20 protein-coding genes and 1 pseudogene are annotated in these 24253 nt (G+C 60.0%); 8 read left to right on the top strand and 13 right to left on the bottom strand.

The window, feature by feature from the left end; all coding sequences use genetic code 11:
• Positions 1 to 116 precede the first annotated feature (116 nt).
• The 4 genes from AB4O12_RS26800 to AB4O12_RS26785 all read left to right on the top strand — a co-directional run bounded on the left by AB4O12_RS26800 (position 117) and on the right by AB4O12_RS26785 (position 4533).
• Complete coding sequence (locus AB4O12_RS26800; RefSeq protein ID WP_016771500.1) at positions 117 to 461, top strand: hypothetical protein; 345 nt, start codon at positions 117 to 119, stop codon at positions 459 to 461.
• 378 nt (positions 462 to 839) lie between these two features.
• Positions 840 to 1244: a DUF4398 domain-containing protein gene (locus tag AB4O12_RS26795; RefSeq protein ID WP_024011747.1), complete on the top strand. Its 405-nt coding sequence runs from the start codon at positions 840 to 842 to the stop codon at positions 1242 to 1244.
• Positions 1245 to 1299: 55 nt separating this feature from the next.
• Entirely contained in the window at positions 1300 to 2088 is a 789-nt protein-coding gene (locus AB4O12_RS26790; protein WP_024011746.1) for an OmpA family protein, read from the top strand.
• A gap of 201 nt (positions 2089 to 2289) precedes the next feature.
• Positions 2290 to 4533, top strand: a complete 2244-nt coding sequence (locus AB4O12_RS26785; RefSeq protein WP_460060013.1) for a metallopeptidase domain-containing protein — start codon at positions 2290 to 2292, stop codon at positions 4531 to 4533.
• 239 nt (positions 4534 to 4772) lie between these two features.
• Here the strand turns inward: AB4O12_RS26785 and AB4O12_RS26780 are convergent, their stop codons facing one another.
• From AB4O12_RS26780 to AB4O12_RS26720, 13 genes and pseudogenes are all read right to left on the bottom strand, one after another.
• Positions 4773 to 5102: a hypothetical protein gene (locus AB4O12_RS26780; RefSeq protein ID WP_095180465.1), complete on the bottom strand. Its 330-nt coding sequence runs from the start codon at positions 5100 to 5102 to the stop codon at positions 4773 to 4775.
• A complete protein-coding gene (locus AB4O12_RS26775) occupies positions 5099 to 6004 on the bottom strand; it encodes an alpha/beta hydrolase (protein WP_406228365.1) in 906 nt (301 codons plus the stop codon). The genes AB4O12_RS26780 and AB4O12_RS26775 overlap by 4 nt, the downstream gene beginning before the upstream one ends.
• Positions 6005 to 6156: 152 nt before the next feature.
• Positions 6157 to 7407 (bottom strand): flavohemoglobin expression-modulating QEGLA motif protein, encoded by a 1251-nt coding sequence (locus AB4O12_RS26770; protein WP_166554750.1) that lies wholly within the window; start codon positions 7405 to 7407, stop codon positions 6157 to 6159.
• A 221-nt stretch (positions 7408 to 7628) separates the two neighbouring features.
• A complete protein-coding gene (locus AB4O12_RS26765; RefSeq protein WP_056783159.1) occupies positions 7629 to 8342 on the bottom strand; it encodes a TetR/AcrR family transcriptional regulator in 714 nt (237 codons plus the stop codon).
• A 105-nt stretch (positions 8343 to 8447) separates the two neighbouring features.
• On the bottom strand, positions 8448 to 9950 hold the full coding sequence (gene lysS / locus AB4O12_RS26760) for a lysine--tRNA ligase (protein ID WP_024011743.1): 1503 nt from the start codon (positions 9948 to 9950) through the stop codon (positions 8448 to 8450).
• Between the two features lie 79 nt (positions 9951 to 10029).
• A protein-coding gene (gene prfB / locus AB4O12_RS26755) for a peptide chain release factor 2 (protein ID WP_099758102.1) occupies positions 10030 to 11125 on the bottom strand; the annotation gives its coding sequence in 2 pieces (ribosomal slippage) (positions 10030 to 11052 and positions 11054 to 11125; 1095 coding nt in all).
• A 307-nt stretch (positions 11126 to 11432) separates the two neighbouring features.
• A complete protein-coding gene (locus tag AB4O12_RS26750) occupies positions 11433 to 12434 on the bottom strand; it encodes a response regulator (RefSeq protein WP_041478162.1) in 1002 nt (333 codons plus the stop codon).
• Between the two features lie 48 nt (positions 12435 to 12482).
• The gene (cheB, locus tag AB4O12_RS26745; protein ID WP_095180462.1) at positions 12483 to 13493 is read right to left on the bottom strand and encodes a chemotaxis response regulator protein-glutamate methylesterase; all 1011 of its coding nucleotides are present in this window, start codon (positions 13491 to 13493) and stop codon (positions 12483 to 12485) included.
• The gene (locus tag AB4O12_RS26740) at positions 13490 to 15760 is read right to left on the bottom strand and encodes a response regulator (protein WP_460060010.1); all 2271 of its coding nucleotides are present in this window, start codon (positions 15758 to 15760) and stop codon (positions 13490 to 13492) included. The genes cheB and AB4O12_RS26740 overlap by 4 nt, the downstream gene beginning before the upstream one ends.
• Complete coding sequence (locus tag AB4O12_RS26735; RefSeq protein WP_236168080.1) at positions 15757 to 16440, bottom strand: chemotaxis protein CheW; 684 nt, start codon at positions 16438 to 16440, stop codon at positions 15757 to 15759. Before AB4O12_RS26735 ends, AB4O12_RS26740 begins: the two co-directional genes overlap by 4 nt.
• Positions 16437 to 17710 (bottom strand): annotated as a pseudogene (locus AB4O12_RS26730) (CheR family methyltransferase). The gene AB4O12_RS26735 and the pseudogene AB4O12_RS26730 overlap by 4 nt, the downstream one beginning before the upstream one ends.
• Positions 17707 to 18243, bottom strand: coding sequence for a chemotaxis protein CheW (locus AB4O12_RS26725; RefSeq protein WP_305382287.1), 537 nt, complete (start codon positions 18241 to 18243; stop codon positions 17707 to 17709). The pseudogene AB4O12_RS26730 and the gene AB4O12_RS26725 overlap by 4 nt, the downstream one beginning before the upstream one ends.
• Positions 18243 to 19865, bottom strand: a complete 1623-nt coding sequence (locus AB4O12_RS26720) for a methyl-accepting chemotaxis protein (RefSeq protein ID WP_460060008.1) — start codon at positions 19863 to 19865, stop codon at positions 18243 to 18245. The genes AB4O12_RS26725 and AB4O12_RS26720 overlap by 1 nt, the downstream gene beginning before the upstream one ends.
• Before the next feature lie 439 nt (positions 19866 to 20304).
• On the opposite strand from AB4O12_RS26720, the gene AB4O12_RS26715 reads away from it, so the two are divergent.
• The 4 genes from AB4O12_RS26715 to AB4O12_RS26700 all read left to right on the top strand — a co-directional run bounded on the left by AB4O12_RS26715 (position 20305) and on the right by AB4O12_RS26700 (position 24155).
• A complete protein-coding gene (locus AB4O12_RS26715; RefSeq protein ID WP_007949952.1) occupies positions 20305 to 20820 on the top strand; it encodes an Hcp family type VI secretion system effector in 516 nt (171 codons plus the stop codon).
• A 134-nt stretch (positions 20821 to 20954) separates the two neighbouring features.
• On the top strand, positions 20955 to 22997 hold the full coding sequence (locus AB4O12_RS26710; RefSeq protein WP_460060006.1) for a type VI secretion system Vgr family protein: 2043 nt from the start codon (positions 20955 to 20957) through the stop codon (positions 22995 to 22997).
• Positions 22987 to 23724: a DUF4123 domain-containing protein gene (locus AB4O12_RS26705; RefSeq protein WP_323621863.1), complete on the top strand. Its 738-nt coding sequence runs from the start codon at positions 22987 to 22989 to the stop codon at positions 23722 to 23724. Before AB4O12_RS26710 ends, AB4O12_RS26705 begins: the two co-directional genes overlap by 11 nt.
• Positions 23724 to 24155, top strand: a complete 432-nt coding sequence (locus AB4O12_RS26700) for a hypothetical protein (RefSeq protein WP_460060005.1) — start codon at positions 23724 to 23726, stop codon at positions 24153 to 24155. The genes AB4O12_RS26705 and AB4O12_RS26700 overlap by 1 nt, the downstream gene beginning before the upstream one ends.
• Positions 24156 to 24253: the final 98 nt, after the last annotated feature.

The following is a 24253-nucleotide window of genomic DNA, read 5'->3' as shown; positions in this document are numbered from 1 at the left end:
ACTTTAAACCTTGCCGGCGAAAGCTAGTCTCAACAGTAAGCCGTACGACGGCCCGCCGCCGGCGCTGCCGGACACTCACCCAGGCCTGCCATCAGCAGGCGCTAAATGAGGTCATCATGAAAATTCGTGAACTCGCCCAGCATTGGGAAGAAAACGCCAAAGGTCGCCTGACCGACACCGGCTACACGATTCATCTGGACGTCGAAGCCGCCGCAAGGCTGGCGGCGATTGCCGAAATGTACCCCAAGCGTCACCCCGAGGAACTGCTCGGCGAGCTGATCGGCGCCGCGCTTGAGGAGTTCGAAGCGAGCCTGCCGTATGTGAAGGGTTCAACAGTGGTGGCGACGGATGAGGAAGGTGATCCGTTGTATGAAGATGTCGGCCCGACGCCGCGTTTTCTGGCGTTATCGCGGCGGCATTTGCATGATTTGTCCTCGGCTGAGAACAAACAGAAGCACTGATTCGACACACATCAAAACCGTGGGAGCGAGCCTGCTCGCGAATGCGGATTTTCATTCAGCATTTGCGCTGACTGACACATCTCATTCGCGAGCAGGCTCGCTCCCACATAGGCTGTATTCCAGTTCGCAAATTAGTTTATCAACAGACAAAATACACCCGCGCGTACCGCTCCAAAGCCCCAAAGTTCCCGCCCCAGAGCCTTGTCCAAACGGTCAATTAAATTTTTGGCGATAGGCCATCTTTTCTGAACTTTTCAAAAATGCCGCCGGTCGGAACAGGTAACCACGCCTGGAACGAGCGTTTCAATTCGCGTCTACAAGCGATGCTTTCGCCTCCTCTGCCAGGATGGATTCAGTTGTATTTTCAGGAGATGCCTAATGGAGTTGAAGACCATGAAAACCCAAACCTCGTTTTCCCACCTGCGCGGTCTGAAACTGGCCGCTCTGGCCATCGGCACCAGCTTCGTACTGGCCGGTTGCGCCGGTAACCCACCGACCGAGCAGTACGCCGTGACCCAATCGGCTGTGAACAGCGCCGTCAGCGCTGGCGGTACCGAATTCGCTGCGGTGGAAATGAAGCAGGCTCAGGACAAACTGAAACAAGCTGAAATCGCCATGCACGACAAGAAGTATGACGAGGCCCGTCGCCTGTCCGAACAGGCTGAATGGGACGCTCGCGTCGCTGAACGCAAGGCTCAGGCCGCCAAGGCCGAACAGGCTGTGAAGGATTCCCAGAAAGGTGTTCAGGAACTGCGTCAGGAAAGCCAGCGCACTGTGCAGTAAGCGCGCATCCCGACCGCAAAGCTGAAACTCTTACCGATAGAAAGGACGAAAAATTATGCGTAAGCAACTGATGATTCCCGCTCTTCTGGCCGCAAGCGTTGCACTGGCTGCCTGCTCCACCCCGCCTAACCCGAACCTGGAACAGGCGCGCACCAACTACGCCGGCCTGCAGGCCAACCCACAGGCGAGCAAAGTCGCGGCACTGGAAACCAAAGACGCCAGCGATTACCTGGACAAGGCTGACAAGGCCTATCTGGACAAAGAAGACGCAGCCAAGGTTGACCAACTGGCTTACCTGACCAACCAGCGCGTGGAAGTGGCCAAGCAGACCATCGCGCTGCGCACCGCTGAAAACAACCTGAAAAACGCCGCTGCGCAACGCGCCCAGGCTCGTCTGGATGCCCGTGACCAGCAGATCAAACAGCTGCAGGACAGCCTCAACGCCAAGCAGACCGATCGCGGTACGCTGGTGACTTTCGGTGACGTGCTGTTCGCCACCAACAAGGCTGATCTGAAATCCAGCGGTCTGGTGAACATCAACAAACTGGCGCAATTCCTCCAGGAAAACCCGGATCGCAAAGTGATCGTCGAGGGTTACACCGACAGCACTGGCACCGCGAGCTACAACCAGTCGCTGTCCGAGCGTCGCGCGACTTCCGTGCAGATGGCCCTGATCAAGATGGGCGTCGACCCTTCGCGCATCGTCGCTCAGGGTTATGGCAAGGAATATCCGGTAGCGGATAACGGCAGCGTCTCGGGCCGTGCGATGAACCGTCGTGTGGAAGTGACCATTTCCAACGACAACCAGCCAGTAGCACCGCGTTCTTCGGTGAGCTCGAACTAAGCTTCAGCCGGTAACGCAAAAGCCCCGCCTGAGTTGATCTGGCGGGGCTTTTTTTGTGGAAGTGTGAAAGTCGGTTGACTCAATTCCCATGACCGTTTCGTCTTCCGAAGGCGAAGTCCACTGTCAACTATGACAGTGGACGAGGATCGGTACATGGAAGAGGCTGTTACCTGTCAGCCTGATCCTCACAAGGATTCCCCGATGAAACGAGCAATCATCGCAGTCGGATTTTTGTCGACACTTCTCCATGCAGCGATGAGCTGGAGCAACGCGGCAATCCCACCAGAGCCTTTGTATGATCCCGATGACATGGTCATCAGCACCGATCCCGAACTACTGACTCCCTCGATAAAACGCCCCATCACAGGCGTTCAAAAGGTATTGCTGGTGGTCGGGCACTGGTCAGGCGAACCGGGCCTGGACTCCGGAAAAATTGCTGAGCAAACTTTCTCAACGCACTGGAATTCATTGCGCTCCTACATCCTCGCTGCCTCCGGCAATAAACTGAAACTGGAAGGCACACAGATCGAGGCAGATTTCGGTCCAAAACCTGCAACATGCTCCGCTTCAGGCAGTCTCGACGCAGGACGCAAAGCGGCCCGTGCACAAAACATTGATCCCGCAGGTTTTCCATTCCTCTTTGTGGCGGTCCCCTGTGGCGGCGGCGCAATCGCTACGGTGCCGGGAAACTGGATTTGGGTTAAAGGTATGCCGGGCTCACCGCATACATGGAAGCACGAATTCGGCCACAATCTGGGATACCCACATGGCGGCACTTATACCAAATGTCCGGTGAGTAACGACGTTGTTCAGGCTCCTGAAGAGTGCAGCCCGGTCGGGTATGGTGATACTGGAGACTCGGTATCGGGTGGCGGAACACTCTATCCGGCAATCAACCGGTGGTTTTCCGGCTGGCTAGATGACTCGCAAGCCGCCGTGATCAGTAAGACAGGTCTGTACCGCCTGGGGGTATTGGGTAAGGAAGGGCCTCAACTTTACATGATCAATCGGCCCACAGAACCTCAGTTGATAGCGCTTGAGTACCGCCAGCCCACACCATTCGACGAATTTTCTCCCAACGATAATCGCGTGACCGGCGTCTGGATCAGGTACTCGTCACTGAACGGGACGGTGCGCAACGTGCAATTGGATGCCTCGCCAGAAACTGCCACAACGAACGATCCTACCCTGCAGCCAGGACGGACGCTGGAAGACGCGACGGCAAAAATCAAAATCAAAGTCTGTGCGACGGATAAGGCTGGTGCATCGCTCGCAATTGCAATAAACGGACAAGGCCTCCCATATTGCACAACGACAGTCGTGCCACCGCTGGTCATGACACCCGAGCAGAACGCTACAACAACGCTGAAACCTTTGATCACTGGAACGGCGCGACCGGGAGCAACGATCAAGGTAGCAGAAGCCGCAACCCCGGAGACTTTCTTCGCAACAGCTATCGCGGATGTACAAGGCAGGTGGTCAATAACCCCTCCTACCGATAGGCCATCAGGCCCCAATGCACTTGTGCTTCGGCAGTACTTTGGCGACAGAGTCTCGGGGCCGTCCGAGCAGCGTTTATTCAACGTTGTTGATATCGTGAATGTGCCTCCCCCGGTTATCTCCAGGCCAGTGGAAAACGCTGACTCCGGTTACAACCCTTTGCTTTCAGGCACAGCATTGCCTGGCGCCCATATTCGCGTAACCCGCGTTTACGGCCCTTACGAAATACTGGCGGAAACAGACGCTGATGCCTATGGCAAATGGTCAGTGCGAAGTGTCTGGACATTACCCTCAGGGCCTTTTTCCATGACAGCCTGGCAAAGCATTGATGGTAAGCGCTCGCCGTGGAGTGCCAATAGAACAATCAAGGTAATTGATACGCTCGAGGCGCCAGTCATAGAAACCCCACTAGAGGGTAGTGACAGTGGTCAAAACCCTCTGCTCTCCGGCAAAGCTGTTCCGCGCGCACATATCCGTGTGTCCAAGGTCTACGGCCCTTACGAGGTACTGGCGGAAACAGACGCCGATGACTATGGCAACTGGTCGGTGCGAAGTGTCTGGACTTTACCCGTCGGCCCGTTTTCCATGACTGCATGGCAAAGTATCGATGGCCATCGCTCACCTTGGAGCGCCAATCGAAAAATCACGGTAACTGACGCACCCGCAGCGCCTGTTATCGACACACCGGTGGAGGGCAGTGAAAGCGGCCAAAATCCGCTGCTCTCGGGAAAAGCGCTGCCGGGTGCCCATATCCGGGTCACCAAGGTTAACGGCCCTTACAACATACTGGCGGAAACAGATGCCGATGCTTACGGCAACTGGTCGGTGCAAAGTGTCTGGAGCTTACCCGTCGGCCCGTTTTCCATGACTGCATGGCAAAGCATTGACGGTAAGCGCTCGCCGTGGAGTGCCAATCGAAAAATCACGGTGACACCCAGCCCTTAGCTGTAAAAGCTCCTTCGTTCAAATGGAGGGGCTCTTTGTTTAGTTTCATACTGTAGCCCCTCACCCCAACCCTTCCCCGAGGGAGAGGGAGCCGATTGGGGGATGCTCTAGAGATACATCGATCTGAAAGTGCTTTATTGAATCCATAATCGACACGGTCTCTCAGGTCGATGTATGGCGGAATACACCTCGGTCAGTCCCCTCTCCCAATGGGAGAGGGGGAAAGTGATCCAGCAGAATCACTGCTCCAGCTTCTGCGGCGTCTCCTCCCCCATGCAGCGCACAGCCTTTTTCTGGCCATTGATCAACACACCGGTCAACCCTTTCTGCTCGGTATCAAACAACACCAGCACACCATCAATGCACTGCGCCACTTGCGGCGCGGGGGTCAGCGAGACTTTGTAGTCCTCGCCCGGCACCGTCTTGAGCATGGTGAATTCGCTGAGCAGCAATGCATCCTCCGGCTTGGCAAAGTGCAGGTAGCCGTAGTACCACAGCGCCCCGACGGTGCCGAGGATGCTGCAGATACCGGTGATGATCAGCGGGATGGCATTACGTTCTTCACTCATTGCGGGCTCTCATCTTCAGAATTCGGGGGCGGCGGATAGTTGGGGATTTCGCCGAGGCGGCGCAGGCCGTCGAAGTGTTCGGGATCATCAAGGTAGCGCAGCATGACCTGACGCCACACCGGGTCGCCGAAGGTTTGCACATGACCGCCACGGGTCAGCTGCAACACGCGCGGCGGCGGCGCCGCTTGATACAGGCGAATGCCGTTGGCCATCGGCACCAGCGGATCGTCGATGCTGTGGAAGATCAGCTTGGGCACGCCGGTCAGCTGCGCCATCGAGTTGATCGCGCTGTCGCCATCCGGCACCAGCCACGACAGCGGCACCTGCAACGGCCAGGTCAGCCACGAAGTGCTGAGGGCGAATTGGCCGACACTGCGATAACTGGCCGGCACACCATCCAGCACCAGGGCCTTGAGTTGTTTTTGCCGTTCCGGGTGCTGCGCCAGCCAATGCACCGACATCGCGCCGCCGAGGCTCTGCCCGAGCAGCACCAGCGGTTTGCCTTTGACCTCGGGCGCGTTGTCGAGCCAGGCGAACGCGGCGTCGATGTCCTGATAGATCGCCGGCAGGCTCGGCTTGCCCTCGGACAAACCGTAACCGCGATAGTCGACCAGCAGTACCTGATAGCCATTCTTCGGCAACCACCAGCTGCCGCCCAGATGCATCGGCAGATTGCCGCCGTTTCCGTGCAGATGCAGGACCGTGCCTTTGACCTCGACGCCTGGTTTGGCCGGTAGCCACCAGGCGTTGAGCTTCAAGCCATCAGCGGTGATCAGAGTGACAGTGCGGTATTCGAGTTTGGCTTTGTCCGGGGTGAAGATCTGGCCCGGTTCAGGGTAGAACAGCAGCGAACTGCAACCGCCGAGGGTCAAGAGCAGGCAAAGGATGCCGAGGATTCTCATCCGGTGAAACCTCGCAAAGAAGAGAACTGAACACAAATCAAACCTGTGGGAGCGAGCCTGCTCGCGAAAGCGGTGTATCAGCCGACATCAATGTTGAAGGTGAAATCGCATTCGCGAGCAGGCTCGCTCCCACAAGGGGTTCGGTGGTGGGTCTAGAGGATATTGGAGTAATCCGCCTCAATCCGGTCCAGGCTCAAATGGTTGAGGAAGTTGGAGAAACACATCCACGCCGACAACGCATTCAAGTCACGGAACTGATCCGGTAGATATTTCGGCGGCACCACCAGCCCTTCATCCACCAGTTGCCGCAAGGTTCGCATGTCTTCCAGTGTGGTCTTGCCACAGAACAACAGCGGAATCTGCTCGAGCTTGCCCTTGCGCACGGCCAACTGAATGTAGTTGTAAACCATGATGAAGCCCTTGAGGTAGGACAAGTCTTTGGTGAATGGCAGACCGGTGGGCGTCGAGCCACGGAACACCCGGCTGGCATTGCCGTAGCTTTCGGCCATCTCGAAACCCTGCTCGCGGAAGAATTCGTAAATCTGCAAAAAGTCGGCGCCCTCCTCGACCATATGAATCGCACGGGTGCGGTTGGTCAGTTTGCGCAGGCGACTCGGGTAAGAAGCGAAGGTGATGATTTCCATCAGGATCGCCAGCCCTTCCTGGGTGACCGTTGACGAGGGCGGGCCTTTGGACAGGAAAGTGCAGATAGGCTGGTTCAAGCCATTGAGCGTAGTGCCGACGTGCACCAGACCTTCGTGGACTTCCAGTGCGCGCACGTCGCGGTCGTTGAACAGCGCATCCGTGCGGATCTTGATGTAGTCGGCGCCCGCCGCGGCGTCGGCGACGATGCCGTCGGACTCGAACACGCGAATGGTTTCTTCGGCCTCACCGAATACCTTGTTCAGTCGGGTTTGCAGCAGGTGCACCGCGTCTTTGGCGGTAAGGATCTTCGGCTCGTCCTTCAGATCGCCGCGCCCGTCGATGTTATTCAGGTAGTCGGACATCATCAGGCCGAGGTCGGCCAATGTCGGGTCACCGGCGTGGAAGGCATCGGACGCCGCGCCGTACAGCTCCTGCGAGATCAGTCCGAAGTCCTCGGTGCCACGCGCTTCGAGCATGCGCACCACCATGCGGTATTCCTTGCACATGCGCCGCATGATCTGCCCGACCGGGTTGAATTGGCCGAGCTGGCGGGTGATGTCGCGCTCGATGTTCTGGAATTCCAGTTTGACCTGGCTCGAATCGAACGACAGCGGGCGGTTGAGGTAGTAGTCGCGATCCACCGCCGGCATTTCCTTGCCTTTGGCCTTGAGAAAACCCTTGCGCACGTTGTCGTCCCACTTGACCGCATCGAGCACGCGGATCGGCGTCTGCGCCAGCACAATGCGATCGGACAACATGCGTATCGTCTGCTGGTAATCGTCCACCCGAAACTCCTGTAGAAAACGTGACGTGCTGAAACTCAGACTCTTGATCGTTCCCACGCTCTGCGTGGGAATGTAGCCCGGGACGCTCCGCGTCCCTTTTTGCTGCGTGACGCAGAGCGTCACAGGATGCATTCCCACGCGGAGCGAGGGAACGATCATCAACGGCTCGCTCCCGCAGGGTGTAGCGTGAAATGCTAGACCGACGCCAGCACCAGGTGCATATACCGCGTCAGAATCCCGAGCATGTCCTCTTCGGCCAGAGGCTCGGCGTCATTGAGCAGGCCCTGATATTCCATCCGGCCGATAATCGCCGTCAACACCTTGGCATCCTGCTGTGGTTCGCGCGAGCCCAGTACCTGGAACAACTGGCAGGTGCCCTGCAACAGAATCTGCTGATGGGAGCGCACCAGAATGGCCAGACGCGGATTGAGCAGCGCTTCCTGACGGAACGCCTGCTCGGCCATCAGATGCTCGCGGCGGTTGATCAGTTGCCGGTGCACGTAATCGGCCATCAGCCGCGCGATGTCATCGGCCAGTTGCGAGCGCGACTCCGGGCTGCCGTCGGCGCTGACCACCATTTCGCGCAGCAGACCTTCGTTATTGATCCACAACTTGGCCATGTACGCCGCGCTGCGTTCAACGTATTGGGCGAAGGTATCGGTGAGCAGGTCATCGATGTCCTTGAAATAATACGTGGTCGCCGACAGCGGCACACCGGCCTCCGCCGCGACCGCACGATGGCGCACGGCTCGCACGCCGTCGCGCACGACAATGCGCATCGCTGCGTCGAGAATGTCCTGGCGACGCTGCTCACTGCCCTGTCGGCTGGCCTTGCGGCCCTGGTACTGAACACTTTCAGCGACCGCAGTGGCGATACCCGCTGCACCTTCTTGAGCTATTGCACCCATCACGACAGCACTTCCTCTGCTATTTGCAAATTAACCAATTGATACATTTGTACCAGACAGGCAATAAAAAGCCGCCTGTTTTAGGCGGCTTTTCAACTGAAACGTTTACGCTTGCGGTCGCATGTGCGGGAACAGGATCACATCACGGATCGACGGCGAGTTGGTCAGCAACATCACCAGACGATCGATGCCGATACCTTCACCGGCTGTTGGCGGCATGCCGTACTCCAGCGCACGGACGAAGTCGGCGTCGTAGTGCATGGCTTCGTCGTCACCGGCGTCCTTGTCGGCCACCTGCGCCATGAAGCGCTCGGCCTGGTCTTCGGCGTCGTTCAGCTCGGAGTAGGCGTTGGCGATTTCACGACCACCGATGAACAGCTCGAAGCGGTCGGTGACGTTCGGGTTCTCGTCATTGCGACGGGCCAGCGGCGACACTTCGAACGGGTACTGAGTGATGAAGTGCGGCTGCTCCAGCTTGTGCTCGACCAGCTCTTCGAAAATCATCACCTGCAATTTGCCCAGACCTTCGAAGCCCAGCACCTTGGCGCCGGCCTTCTTGGCGATGGCGCGAGCCTTGTCGATGTCGTTCAGATCATCGGCAGTCAGCTCAGGGTTGTACTTGAGGATCGAGTCGAACACCGACAGCCGCACGAACGGCTCGCCGAAGTGGAACACCTTGTCGCCGTACGGCACGTCGGTGCTGCCCAGCACCAGCTGCGCCAGCTCGCGGAACAATTCCTCGGTGAGGTCCATGTTGTCTTCGTAATCGGCGTACGCCTGATAGAACTCCAACATGGTGAATTCAGGGTTGTGACGAGTCGAAACGCCTTCGTTACGGAAGTTACGGTTGATCTCGAAGACTTTCTCGAAACCACCGACCACCAGACGCTTCAGATACAGCTCTGGCGCGATACGCAGGAACATTTCCATGTCCAGCGCGTTGTGGTGAGTTTCGAACGGCTTGGCCGCAGCGCCGCCGGGAATGGTCTGCAGCATCGGTGTTTCGACTTCGAGGAAGTCGCGCTTCATCAGGAAGCTGCGGATGTGCGCGATCACTTGCGAACGCACGCGGAAGGTCTGGCGCACGTCTTCGTTGACGATCAGGTCGACGTAACGCTGACGGTAGCGCTGTTCGGTGTCGGTCAGGCCGTGGTGCTTGTCCGGCAGCGGACGCAGCGACTTGGTCAGCAGACGCACGTTGGTCATTTCAACGTACAGGTCGCCCTTGCCGGAACGCGCCAGGGTGCCTTCGGCAGCAATGATGTCGCCCATGTCCCAGGTTTTCACCGCAGCCAGGGTTTCTTCGGACAGCGTCTTGCGGTTGACGTAGACCTGGATGCGCCCGGTCATGTCCTGGATCACCATGAACGAGCCACGGTTGAGCATGATGCGACCGGCAACCTTGACCGGGATTGCAGCCTCTGCCAGCTCTTCCTTGGTCTTGTCCGCGTACTGTTTCTGCAAGGCATCGCAGTAGTTGTCGCGGCGGAAGTCGTTCGGGAAGGCATTGCCCTTGGCGCGCTCGGCAGCAAGCTTTTCCTTGCGCAGGGCGATCAGGGAGTTTTCTTCCTGTTGCAGGGCTTGCGGGTCGAGTTGTAGGTCGCTCATGTCTTTAAGTATTCCATCAGGTTCGTTGCCCCCAGCCTTCGGCTGGGGATCGCGGGCGAGCCCGCTCCCACAGAGGGTGTTACAGGCCGGATTTCAGGCTCGCTTCCAGGTACTCATCGATGTCGCCATCGAGCACCTTGTCGCAATCGCTGCGTTCGATGTTGGTACGCAGATCCTTGATCCGCGAGGCATCGAGCACGTAAGAGCGGATCTGGTGACCCCAGCCGATATCGGACTTGGTGTCTTCCAGCGCCTGCGAGGCCGCATTGCGCTTCTGCATTTCCTGCTCGTACAACTTGGCCCGCAGCATTTTCATGGCGGTGTCCTTGTTGGCGTGCTGGGAACGTTCGTTCTGGCAGCTGACCACGGTGTTGGTCGGTACGTGGGTGATACGTACGGCCGAGTCGGTGGTGTTTACGTGCTGACCACCGGCACCGGAGGAACGATAGGTGTCGATCCGCAGGTCTGCCGGGTTGATTTCGATTTCCACCTTGTCATCGATCTCTGGCGAGACGAAAACAGCGGAGAACGAGGTATGGCGACGGTTGCCGGAGTCGAACGGGCTCTTGCGCACCAGACGGTGCACGCCGATCTCGGTACGCAGCCAGCCAAAGGCGTATTCGCCCTTGATGTGCACGGTCGCGCCCTTGATCCCGGCGACTTCACCGGCGGACAGTTCCATGATGGTTGCGTCGAAACCGCGTTTGTCAGCCCAGCGCAGGTACATGCGCAGCAGGATGTTGGCCCAGTCCTGCGCTTCAGTACCGCCGGAACCGGCCTGGATGTCCAGGTAGGCGTTGTTCGGGTCCATTTCATGGCTGAACATGCGGCGGAATTCCAGCTTGGCCAGATTTTCCTCGAGACGGGCCAGCTCGGCGACGACATCGCCCACTGCGCCTTCGTCGTTCTCTTCGACGGCCATGTCCAGCAGGTCGCGGCAATCGGCCAGACCGCCGTTCAGTTCGTCGAGCGTGTCGACGATCTGCGCCAGCGCGGCACGCTCGCGGCCCAGCTCCTGGGCGTATTCAGGTTTGTTCCAGACACTCGGATCTTCAAGCTCGCGATTGACCTCGGTCAGACGCTCATGCTTTTGATCGTAGTCAAAGATACCCCCGAATAGTTTCGGAGCGCTCGGACAGGTCCTTGATGGTGTTCAGGATCGGGTTGATTTCCATGACGGGCAGCACTCGTTGGCGAACTTTTGAAAGCCGGCGAGTATAACGTAAACAGGCTGTCGCGGCAGCCCGTCTGGCGGTGAATGGGCCGAGATTGCTGCCCTCACCCTAACCCTCTCCCGGAGGGAGAGGGGACCGATCGGGGGATATTTGAAACATACGCAGAATAGAATGGCTTCACCGAATCCGTGATCGCCAAGCCTGAAGATCCATAATCGCTGCGATCTCTCAGGTCGATGTCTGGCCCGAGACACCTCGGTCGGCCCCCTCTCCCTCCGGGAGAGGGCTGGGGTGAGGGCAACGGCCGTTACTCGATCCCGACCTGATTGCGCCCATTGTTCTTGGCCAGATACAAGCCGCGATCCGCCGCCGAAATCAGCAGCCGGCAATCACTGCCCGCCTGCGGCACCATGGTCGCCAGACCAATGCTGATGGTCAGACTGGAGCCCTCGGCCGGCGTGTTATGCGGAATTTTCAGCGCCGCCACGGTCTGGCGCAGTTTCTCGGCCAACAGCCGCGCGCCGCCCGGCGAAGTGTTCGGCAGCACCAGCACAAACTCCTCGCCGCCGTAACGCGCCGGCAGGTCCGACGGTCGCGCACTGGCCTCGCGGATCGCCGTGGCGACCTTGCGCAAGGCTTCGTCGCCTTCAACGTGGCCAAAACTGTCGTTGTACGACTTGAAGTAATCGACGTCGATCATCAGCAATGACAGCTGCGTCTGATCACGCAGCGAACGGCGCCACTCCAGTTCCAGGTACTCGTCGAAGTGCCGTCGGTTGGACAGCCCGGTCAGGCCATCGGAGTTCATCAGCCGTTGCAGCACCAGATTGGTGTCGAGCAATTGCTGCTGGCTGACCCGCAACGCTCGGTACGCGGCGTCGCGTTGCAGCAATGTCATGTAGGACCGCGAGTGGTAGCGAATGCGCGCGACCAGTTCGATGGTGTCCGGCAGTTTCACAAGATAGTCGTTGGCGCCAGCGGAGAACGCCGCGCTTTTGATCAGCGGGTCTTCCTTGGTCGAGAGAACGATGATCGGGATGTCCTTGGTCGCCGGATGATTGCGGTATTCGCGCACCAGGCTCAGGCCATCGAGGCCGGGCATCACCAGGTCCTGGAGAATCACCGTCGGTTTGATCCGCACCGCCTGGGCGATGGCCTGCTGCGGGTCGGAGCAGAAGTGGAAGTCGATGTTTTCCTGATTCGACAGCCCACGGCGCACCGCTTCGCCGATCATCGCCTGATCATCCACCAACAACACCATGGCGGCGTTTTCGTCGGTTTTAATGTCGTCGATCTGTAAATCATTCATGAGCGGTCACCTGAGTACTGCGGGGGCCTGGATTGCCGATCAACCTGTTCATTTGGGGAAAATCTCCAGCAATCGTGGCGCTATCTTTTCCAGCGGACGGATTTCCACCGCGGCATCGATCGCCGCGGCAGCCTTGGGCATGCCGTACACCGCACTGCTGTGCTGATCCTGCGCAATGGTCAAATAACCCTGCTGGCGCATGAGCTTAAGCCCTTGCGCGCCATCGCGCCCCATCCCGGTCAATAAAACCCCGACCGCGTCACCGTTCCAGTAACTGGCAACGCTCTCGAAAAACACGTCGATCGAGGGGCGATAGATCTCGTTGACCGGTTCGGCGGTGTAGGCCAGCGTGCCGTTTTTCAACAGGCGAATATGGTGATTGGTCCCGGCCAGCAGCACCGCGCCACTTTGCGGCGGCTCGCCTTCACGGGCCAGACGCACATCGAGGCCGCTGGCGCTGGCCAGCCATTCGGCCATGCCGGCGGCGAACACCTGATCGACATGCTGCACCAGCACGATCGCGGCGGAAAAATCCTTCGGCAGGCCTTTGAGCAACACTTCCAGCGCCGCCGGCCCACCGGCAGACGAACCGATCGCCACCAGCCGCTGACGTGACGGCGAACTGCGCGGCGAACTCGGCGCCGGGCGCGAACGTGGCGCCTTGTCGCCGATCAGCCAGCCGATGTTGAGGATCTTGCGCAACAACGGCGCCGCCGCTTCCTGGGCATTGCCGGCGCCGATCGCCGGCGTGTCGACCACGTCCAGCGCGCCGTGGCCCATGGCCTCGAACACGCGGTGCACGTTCTGCTGGCGGTCGACGGTGACGATGACGATCGCGCATGGGGTCTCGGCCATGATCCGCCGCGTGGCTTCGACACCGTCCATGATCGGCATGATCAGGTCCATCAGAATCAGGTCTGGCGTGCACTCGGCGCAGCGTTGCACCGCCTCGGCGCCGTTGCTGGCGACCCAGATCACCTGATGCGCCGGCTCGAAGGCCAGCGCTCGGCGCAGGGCCTCCACCGCCAGGGGCATGTCATTGACGATTGCGATCCTCATGCCCGCGCTCCCCCGATGAGCTCGACCACTGCATCGAGCAGGGCGTCGTCATGAAAACTGGCTTTGGCCAGATAATAGTCGGCGCCGGCGTCCAGTCCACGGCGGCGGTCTTCTTCGCGATCCTTGTACGACACGACCATCACCGGCAACGATTGCAAACGGTTGTCGCGGCGCAGCAGCGTAACCAGCTCGATGCCGTCCATGCGTGGCATGTCGATGTCGGTGATCAGCAGATCGAAGTTCTCCGAACGCAGCGCATTCCAGCCATCCATGCCGTCCACCGCCACCGCGACGTCATAGCCGCGATTGAGCAGCAGTTTGCGTTGCAGCTCGCGCACGGTCAGCGAATCGTCGACCACCAGCACCCGCTTGCGCGCCACTTCGGCAGCTTGATTGCCGTGGCGGGCAATGCGCTCCAGACGCCCGGTGTTGAGCAGCTTGTCTACCGAACGCAGCATGTCTTCGACATCGACGATCAGCACCACCGAACCATCATCGAGCAAGGCCCCGGCGGAAATATCCTGAACCTTGCCCAGACGCTCGTCCAGCGGCAACACCACCAGCGTGCGCTCACCCACGAAGCGCTCGACAGCCACCCCATAAATCGCCTCGCGCTCGCGGATCACCACGACTTTCAGGGTAGCGCCATCGTTCTGACTGGCCGGGCGATTGAGCAACTGGCTGGCCGCAACCAGCCCGACATGCTGGCCTTCGTGCCAGAAATGCTGGCGTCCTTCGACCTGCACGATGTCTTCGGGGGCCAGATCGCACATGCGTTCGATGTGCGCCAAGGGGAATGCGTAAGCCTCTTCGCCGACTTCCACCACGAGGCTGCGTACCACCGAAAGCGTCAACGGCACCTCCAGATGGAAACGGCTGCCCTCGCCCGCCGTCTGCTCCAGCACCACGGCCCCACGCAATTGGCGGACCATATGCTGAACAGCGTCCAGGCCGACGCCACGCCCGGACACTTCGGTAACCTTGTCGCGCAGGCTGAATCCCGGCAGAAACAGGAAGGTCAGCAGTTCTTCTTCGCTCAATTGCGCTGCGGTTTCGGCTGGGGATAACTGCCGTTCGACGATGCTGCGGCGGACTTTCTCCAGATCGACGCCACCGCCGTCATCGCTGAGTTCCAGCACCAGCAAACCGGCTTGGTGGGAGGCGCGCAGGCGAATCAGGCCTTCTTCGGGCTTGCCCTTGAGCAAGCGTTGTTCCGGGGTTTCGATGCCGTGATCGACGGCGTTGCGCAGCAGATGAGTCAGCGGTGCTTCAAGCTTTTCCAGCACGTCGCGATCGACCTGGGTTTTCTCACCTTCGATCTCCAGGCGCACTTGTTTGCCGAGGCTGCGACCGAGATCGCGAACCATGCGCGCCTGCCCGCTCAACACGTCGGCGAACGGACGCATGCGACAGGCCAGCGCGGTGTCATAGAGCACTTGTGCACGCTGGCTGGCCTGCCAGGCGAATTCGTCGAGTTCGGCGTTTTTCTCGCTGAGCAATTGCTGCGACTCGGCGAGCAAGCGCCGCGCATCTTCCAGTGACTCGAGCGCTTCCAGGCTCAGTGCGTGGTCCTTCAGGTGCACATTGAGATTTTCCAGTGCGCGCAGGCCATTGTTCTGCATGCGCTTGAGACGCTGCATGGTGGCCAGATGCGGCTTGAGACGCTGGGTTTCCACCAGCGATTTGCTCGACAGATCGAGCAGGCTGTTCAGGCGTTCGGCAGTGACGCGCAAAACGCGCTCGCCGCCTTCGGTGGTGCGTTTGTTTTTGCGCGGGGTCGGTTCGGCGGGCTCGTCCATGATCGGCGCTGTCGCCGTTGGCGCGGGCTCGATCTGCAACTCGGCCATTGGCGGCGTGGCAACCACAGCGGCTGGCGCCGAAGGATCGAGCAGACGCCCCATCAACGCGACGTAGGCTTCAATGTCCGTGGGTTGCGGCGCATTGGCCGGCGTGGCGATGCGCATCAGCAGGTCGGTGCCCTGCAACAACGCGTCGATGTGTTCGGGACGCAGCAACAAACGGCCTTCCTGCGCACTGACCAGGCAATCCTCCATGACGTGGGCGACGCTGACGCCGCTGTCGATGCCAACAATGCGCGCCGCACCTTTGAGCGAGTGCGCCGCACGCATGCACGACTCCAGCTGATCGGCCTGGGTCGGATTGCGCTCCAGCGCCAACAGCCCGGCGCTGAGCACTTGGGTCTGGGCTTCGGCTTCGAGACTGAACAGCTCGAGCAGAGAGGCGTCGCGCATTTGCTCGGGGGTCATGTCAGGCTCCGGGTCACGGCGGACAACAGCTGTTCTTCATCCAGCCAGCGCAGGCTGCGACCGCGATATTGCAGAACGCCACGGGTGTACTTGGCACTGTTCTGCGCACCGGACTGCGACGCGGCGTCGAGGATGCGCTCGTCGATGGCATGGATGCCGTCCACCTCATCCACCGGCACCACCACCGGCCCGCCGTGCGCGGCGATGATCAGCATGCGCGGCATGACGCGTCCGCCGCTGGCCGGCGCAACGCTGGCGCCGAGGTCGAGCAGCTCCACCAGCGACAGGCACGCGACCAGTGCGCCACGGACATTGGCCACACCGAGCAAGGCCCGCGAGCGCTGGTGCGGCAGCGAATGTATCGCCTGCAACGGCGCAACTTCGACAAGCGTGCGCGTGGCCAGTCCGAGCCATTCCTCGCCGAGGCGGAACATCAGCAGCGAGCGGGTCTTGACGTCGGTTTCGACTTTGCTGACCACTGCTTCGCGCTGGTTCTGCTGCAACGAATAACGGTCGAGCAGGCGTGTGGCGGCGGCGGAATACACCGAGCAGTTGCGGCAATGAATGTGCTCTTCCAGCAACGGGCAGGACTTGTCGCCATGAATGCCGATGCGGTTCCAGCAATCGTCGATGGCGCGGGCGTCTTCGTGGGTAACGTTCAAGGTGTCGGACGCGCTCATCGTTTACGCTCACTGTCGGCGGTGCGCCCGCTGCGGGCGGCGCGCTCCTGCAATCGTCGGGCACCCGCCGTATCGCCCTGAGCCTGCAGCAATACGGCCAGGTGCATCAGCGCTTCGGGGTGTTGCGGTTCGAGGTACAACGCTTTGCGGTAATACCCCTGGGCTTCGAGGCTCAACCCGGCGACATCGCTGAGCAGGCCCAGCCAATAGAACACCTGCGCCACGGGTTCATGGCTGCGCAGATAGTGTTCGCACGCGGCACGGGCCTCGGCGCTTTTGCCTTCGTTGGCCAGTGCAGCAATCTGCGCCAACAGCGTTGCGGCGTCCGGGTCGGCAGTTTTTTCGTCACCGGCAAAGCCGTCACGGCAGCGAACGGCCGATTGCGCACTGGCGCTGGCGGCGGCGCGCTGCGCAGTGGTTGGCTGATCGGCACGGCGACCGGTTTGGGCGTCGGCAGCGGTTCGGGGTGCGGCTCGCTATGGCGGCTGAAAGCGAACGACTGCGGGATGCCGATCGAGCGCATGCCCAAGCGCCCGAGCAGACTGCCCTCCGCCGGGCCGATAAACAGCACGCCGTCGACGTGGGTCAGGCGCTTGAGCACTTCGAACACCTGCTTTTGCGTCGGCTGGTCGAAATAGATCAGCAGGTTGCGGCAGAACACGAAATCGAAGGCTGGCTCGCTCGCCAACAGCGTCGGATCGAGGACATTGCCGACCTGCCAGCGCACTTGTTCGCGAACGTATTCGTTGACCCGGTGGCCGTCCTGCTCAGGCATGAAATGCCGATCGCGAAACTGCAGATCCTGCCCGCGAAACGAGTTCTTGCCGTAAACAGCGCGGCGCGCCTTGTCCACCGACAACGGGCTGATGTCCATGCCGTCGACCTTGAATTGATGCGGCTGCAATCCGGCATCAAGCAAGGCCATGGCAATCGAGTAGGGTTCTTCGCCGGTCGAGCACGGCAGGCTCAGAATTCGCAGCGCGCGCATATTATTGAGTTCTTTAAGCCGACCTCGCGCCAGTTTGCCCAGCGTCGCGAAAGATTCCGGATAACGGAAAAACCACGTTTCCGGAACGATCACCGCTTCGATCAGCGCCTGCTGCTCGTCCCGCGAGCCTTGCAACAGCTGCCAATATTCGTCGGCGTGGGCGGCCTGGGACAGGGTCGTGCGCTGGCGCACGGCACGCTCGATGATCGCCGCGCCCACCGACGCGACATCAAGGCCGATGCGTTCCTTGAGGAAATCGAAAAAGCGCTGCTCACTGCTCATGGCTGCGCCTCAAGCTGCGCCGGATCACGCGGCGGATCGGGGAACAGCAAGCTGCGCACGGCGTCATCGAGCAAGTCATTGACCCGCACCCATTGCAGCAATCCCTGCGCATCTTCGCGCACCGGGCCGAGGTACGGCGCCTCACGGTTGTCGAGGCCGTAAGGCTGGAAATCTTGCGGATGACAGCGCAGCGTGTCGGTGGCCTGCTCGAGAATCAGCCCGAGCCATTGCGCTGCTTGCGATTGATCCGGCTGATAATTGACCAGCACCAGCCGCGTGCTGGTGCGCGCCTCGGCGGGCTGGCCAAAAGTCAGCGCACTGAGGTCGATCACCGGCACCACCGCCCCGCGATAGGCGAACACCCCGGCCACCCAGTGCGGCGCCCGGGCAATCGGCTTCAACGGCAGGCGCGGCAGCACTTCGGCCACTTCCGTGGCGCGCAGGGCATAGCGCTCGTTGCCGATGCGAAACAGCAGAAACAGCGCCTGCTTCGCCACTGGCGCGGCGCCACGTTTGGCGATGATTTCGCTCATCAGACTTTGAATCGCGAAACGCCGCTGCGCAGGCCGACGGCCACCTGGCTCAGTTCGTCGATAGCGAAACTGGCCTGACGCAGCGATTCGACGGTCTGGCTGCTGGCATCGCCCAACTGCACCAGCGCATGGTTGATCTGCTCGGCGCCAGTGGCCTGGGCCTGCATGCCTTCGTTGACCATCAGCACGCGCGGCGCCAGCGCCTGCACCTGATGGATGATCTGCGACAGCTGCTCGCCGACCTGCTGCACTTCCGACATGCCGCGGCGCACTTCTTCGGAAAACTTGTCCATGCCCATCACCCCGGCCGACACCGCCGACTGGATCTCGCGAACCATCTGTTCGATGTCGTAGGTGGCCACGGCGGTCTGATCGGCCAGACGCCGGACTTCGGTGGCGACCACGGCAAAACCGCGACCGTACTCGCCGGCCTTCTCGGCTTCGATCGCTGCGTTGAGCGACAGCAGGTTGGTCTGGTCAGCCACTTTGACGATGGTCACCACCACCTGATTGATGTTGCCGGCCTTCTCGTTGAGGATCGCCAGTTTGGCGTTGACCAGATCCGCCGCGCCCATGACCGAGTGCATGGTGTCTTCCATGCGCGCCAGGCCTTGCTGGCCGGAGCCGGCGAGCACCGAGGCCTGATCGGCAGCGGTGGACACTTCGGTCATGGTGCGCACCAGATCCCGCGAAGTCGCGGCGATCTCACGGGAGGTTGCGCCGATTTCGGTGGTGGTCGCTGCGGTTTCGGTGGCGGTGGCCTGTTGCTGCTTGGAAGTGGCGGCGATCTCGGTCACCGAGGTGGTCACCTGCACCGAGGAGCGCTGGGCCTGGGACACCAGCGACGTCAGCTCGGTCATCATGTCGTTGAAGCCGGTTTCGACCGCGCCGAATTCGTCCTTGCGATCGAGGTTCAGGCGCGAGCTCAGATCACCGGTGCGCATGATGTCGAGGATGGTCACGATGCGGTTCATCGGCGCCATGATCGCGCGCATCAACAGCAGACCGCAGAGGCCGGCGGCCAGCACCGCAACCAGCAGGGAAATGACCATGCTGACTTTGGCCGTTGCCACCGCGTCGTCGATATTGGCCATGGCGGTATCAGCGACGACTTTGTTCTCGCCAATGATGTCGTTGAGTTTCATGCGCCCGGTGTACCACGCCGGGGTCAGTTTCTCGTTGAACAGCTTGATGGCATCGGCTTCCAGATTGCGCTTGTGCAGGTCCAGCACGGCATCCTGAATCTGCATGTAGGTATCGTGGTACTTCTCGAACAGGGCGAATTCGGAACGGTCTTCATCCGTGGCCATGGTCTTGCGATAGTTGGCCATCTGCTCTTGCAGACGCGCCTCGAACGCCTTGTAGTCCGCTTCGTCTTCGCTGGAAACGCCCTGGCCTTCCTTGAGGCCGAGCAGCTCCTGGGTCTGCAAATAACTGTCGACCCAAGCGCCGCGAATCATCGAGCTGTAATAGACGCCGGGGATGGCATCGTCGCGCACGCTGTTTTCACTGGCCTCGATTTTCAACAACCGCGAGTAGGACAGCACCACCATCAACAGCATGATGGCGATAATCACCGCAAAGCTCGCCAAAATGCGTTGGCGCAACGTCCAGTTCTTCACAGTGAATCCTCGTGCCTGATCGAAATGCGGGGAGTATAGCCGAGGGCGGTGTTTCATTTATAAGACGCTTTCGCTGGCAGTACTGTCCTTGTGGGAGCGAGCCTGCTCGCGAAGGCAACACCGCGATCCCGGCAAATCCCCAACTGCGCAAGAAGTTGCGCAGTAGGTCGTAATATTCCAGGGCCTAAATCCTCTGCAGCTCAAGCGGCGCAAGCCCTGCAGCCAAGTGCGCAAGAAGTTGCGCAGTACTGCGCAACTTCTTGCGCACTTTCTCCCGACTTTCCCGCTGAAAATCGCCCCGAATGATCACCGACTACCGTGGCGCCCCCCGCCATCCGGGCACCGCGCAAAACCTGGCACGCTCCTTGATAACTCTCAGCCACCCACCGGGCGATTTCGCCTCCGGGCACCCTAACTTTATCCGCAAGGAGAGCACCCCATGGCAACACCAGCGTACATGTCGGTTACCGGCGAAAAACAAGGCCTGATCACTGCCGGCGCTTTCACCGCCGACTCCGTTGGCAACACCTACCAGGAAGGCCACGAAGACCAGGTTATGGTTCAGGCTTTCACCCACGACGTGATCATCCCGCGTGACCCGCAATCCGGTCAGCCAACCGGTCAGCGCGTACACAAGCCAGTTGTGATCACCAAGGTCTACGACAAGGCTTCGCCACTGCTGCAAGCAGCTCTGACTTCCGGCGAGCGCATGAGCGAAATCGTTATCCAGTGGTACCGCACTTCGGCCCAAGGCACCCAAGAGCACTACTACACCACCAAACTGGAAGACGCGATCATCGTCGCCATCAACAACAAAATGCACAACTGCCAGGATCCAGGCAACGCGCACTTCACCCACCTGGAAGAAGTGCAGTTCACCTACCGCAAAATCACCTGGACCCACGAAGTATCCGGTACTTCGGGTTCCGATGACTGGCGTGCTCCAGTCGTTTAATTACGGCTGACCGTTACACGCATCGGCCAGCTCTGCTGGTCGATGTTGTTTACGCCCCTCCAGAATTTCGCGTACGTTGAGCCGCTTTTTTGCGGCCGTCGACGAGCGCCGCTGTACAGCACGAGGAACAAGGGATGTTCGCGCCGGCCAATGAAACCCACTTTGCCCTGACCATCGAAGGGCTTTCCGCCGACTTTCAGGTGTTTACCCTCACCGGCCGGGAAGCCATCAGCCAGCCTTTTGTCTTTGAGGTGGAGCTGGTCAGTGAGCAGCCGTCGCTGGACCTCGAAACCCTGCTGCACAAACCGGCCTTCCTGCAGCTGTCGCCCGACGGCAGCGGCATCCATGGCCAGATCTACCGCGCCGCGCAAGGCGATTCCGGCAAGCGTCTGACCCGATATTCGGTGACGCTGCGCCCACAACTGGCGTACCTGGCGCACCGCATCAACCAGCGCATCTTCCAGAACCTCAGCGTGCCGAAAATCATCGGCCAAGTGCTGGAAGAGCACGGTATTCAAGGCAACGCCTACGAATTCAAGACCGGCTCGATCTATCCCGAACGCATCTACTGCGTGCAATACGACGAGTCGGATCTGCACTTCATCCAGCGCCTGTGCGAGGAAGAAGGCATTCACTTCCACTTCCAGCACAGCGCCAACGCGCACAAGCTGGTGTTCGGCGACGACCAAACGGTATTCCCGAAACTGGCACCTGTGCCCTATCAGCAAGACTCCGGCATGGTCGCCAGCAACCCGGTGATCAAGCGCTTCGACCTGCGCCTGGAAACCCGCACCAGCCGCACCACCCGCCGCGACTACGACTTCGAAAAACCGCGCCTGACCCTGGAAAGCGAAAACCGTGGCGACGCCCTGCCCGACCTCGAAGACTACGATTACCCGGGCCGCTTCATCGACCGCGAGCGCGGCAAACATTTGGCCAAACGCGCCCTCGAACGCCACCGCAGCGACTTCCAGCTCGCCGAAGGCAAGAGTGATCAGCCACTGCTGGTCAGCGGCCATTTCCTCGCCTTGACCGAACACCCGAAAGCCAAGTGGAACGACCTCTGGCTGCTCACCGAAGTCCTGCATGAAGGCAAGCAGCCGCAAGTGCTCGAGGAGTCGGTGATCAGTGACACCACCGCACTCAAAGACGATTTCCACCAGGGCTACCGCAACCGCTTCCAGGCCACGCCATGGGACGTACCCAACCGCCCGCCGCTGCGCCACCCGAAACCGCGCATCCTCGGCAGCCAGAGCGCAGTAGTCACCGGCCCGAAAGGCGAAGAAATCCACTGCGACGAATACGGCCGGGTCAAAGTCCAGTTTCACTGGGATCGCGAGGGTCAGGCCGACGACAAGACCAGCTGCTGGCTGCGCGTCTCCAGCGCCTGGGCCGGCGCCCAGTACGGCGGCATCGCCATCCCGCGCATTGGCATGGAAGTCCTCGTCACGTTCCTTGAAGGCGACCCCGATCAACCGCTGATCAGCGGCTGCCTGTACCACAAGGAAAACACCGTCCCCTATCCACTGCCGGCGAACAAGACCCGCAGCACCTTCAAGACCCTGAGTTCGATGGGTGGTGGAGGCTACAACGAACTGCGCATCGAAGACAAAAAAGGCCAGGAACAAATCTACCTGCACGCCCAGCGCGACTGGGACGAAAACATCGAGCACGACCAGAAAATCCGCGTCGGCAACGAACGCCACGACACCGTCGAGCAAAACAGCTACAGCGAATTCAAGGCCGAAGAACACCACACCGTCTACGCCGACCGCAAAGTCGAAACCCGCGCCAACGACCACCTCACCGTCGGCGTGAATCAGCACATCAAGATCGGCACCGGCCAGTTCATCGACGCAGGCCAGGAAATCCACCTGAGCAGCGGCATGAAAGTGGTGATGGAAGCTGGTGCAGAGCTGACCTTGGTCGGCGGCGGCAGCTTTATCAAGATTGATGCTGGTGGCGTGACCATGAGCGGGCCGGTGATCAACATGAACTCCGGCGGCAGCCCGGGCGTTGGCACGGGCGCCGCGCCGTTGATGCCCGGCGTGCTGAAACAGGCGGATGCCGACAAGGCTGGCCAAGTCCTGACCCCGGCGCAGATCAACACCCTCAAACGTAACGCGCCGTTCTGCGAAGAATGCGAAAAATGCAAGGCAGGTGCCTGTGCCATCTGAACGAATCACCCCCAAAGACTGGCTGGCGCAACAGCCGCTGCAAAGCGGCGAGCGCTTGTATCTGGTCGTCAGCGCGGCCAGCGATGCCGACGCCCTGAAAACCCTGTACCTCACCGAACCCACCGCCCAGCTCATCCCGATCTGGGGCGGCACGCCCTACTCCACCTGGCAACCGGTGATGCCCTACCTCACCGAACTCAAAGCCAACTCCGCCTTCCTGCCATGGATCGCCGAAACCGACGCCCTCGACTGGGGCTGGCTGGCCGTATCGCGCTCAGAGCCAAACGAAGTGTTCGAACATCTGCGCAGCCTGACGCAGGTGAAAATGCCGGATGGCACCGAGGTGTTTTTCCGGTTTTGGGATGGCCGGCATATTTATCCGATTCTGCGGGGGCTTGGGGAGAAGGCTGGAGAAGTGCTGCCGGTGTTTGAGCGGTATCTGATCAATGGGCAGGCGCTGGAAGTGGGCACGCGAGTTGTGCCGAAGGTGCGGGACTGGCCGTGGTGGGAGGTGCCGAAGGGGTTGTTGGAAGGGTTGAGCAAGGACAATCCGGCGACGCTGGTCAGCAACCTGATGCAGTGGCTGGAAGAAGACCGCCCGGACCTCTACACCGCATGGCCCGAGAACAATCTGAAGCTGAAAATCACCCGCTTCGTGCGCCGCCCGGATGCGCCGCAAAATCTTAAAGAAGCATTGATAAACCACCTGATTCTGGAGCAAGGCTGATGGATCGCGTTGCCTTTGTTGACACACAACTCTCTGCCTTCCCCGACAGTTTGAATGATTATCGCAAACTGACCGAAAGCAAATATGCCGAATGGCTAGACGCAGGACCCCAATTCTTCGATAAACCAGCTTTCTTTGGATTGAGCAGAACCATAAAGCTTGGCAGCGCAAATGCTACCGTCAGCGTAAAGGATAATGAATTTGAATCCACGGTCGCACAGTGCCCTAAAGACGGAAGACTGTTAATTGAAAGTAAGTTTGTTTCCGTAAACGACATTCCCGTAGGCAACATAACGGTTGAGGTCACTCCAAAGGAAGGTGGTCCGTCAACCTCAATCACGCTCGACGCTGAAGGCAAAGGCGTTTACAAGGGTATACCAGGAAAAAGTACTACGTCCGCGTACAAAGCTCAGTCACGAAAAATCAGCTGAACGAATTGTTTAATTCTTATGAAAGTTTAACTGAGCACCTGAACCGGTGGCTGAATTCCGAATGGAGTAAATATAGACCACTCTGGCCAAACGAGACA

The organism is Pseudomonas sp. S2_A05 (assembly GCF_054668485.1).
The sequence above is the reverse complement of the archived record's forward strand: the minus strand, read 5'-3'. Positions and strand labels throughout refer to the sequence as shown.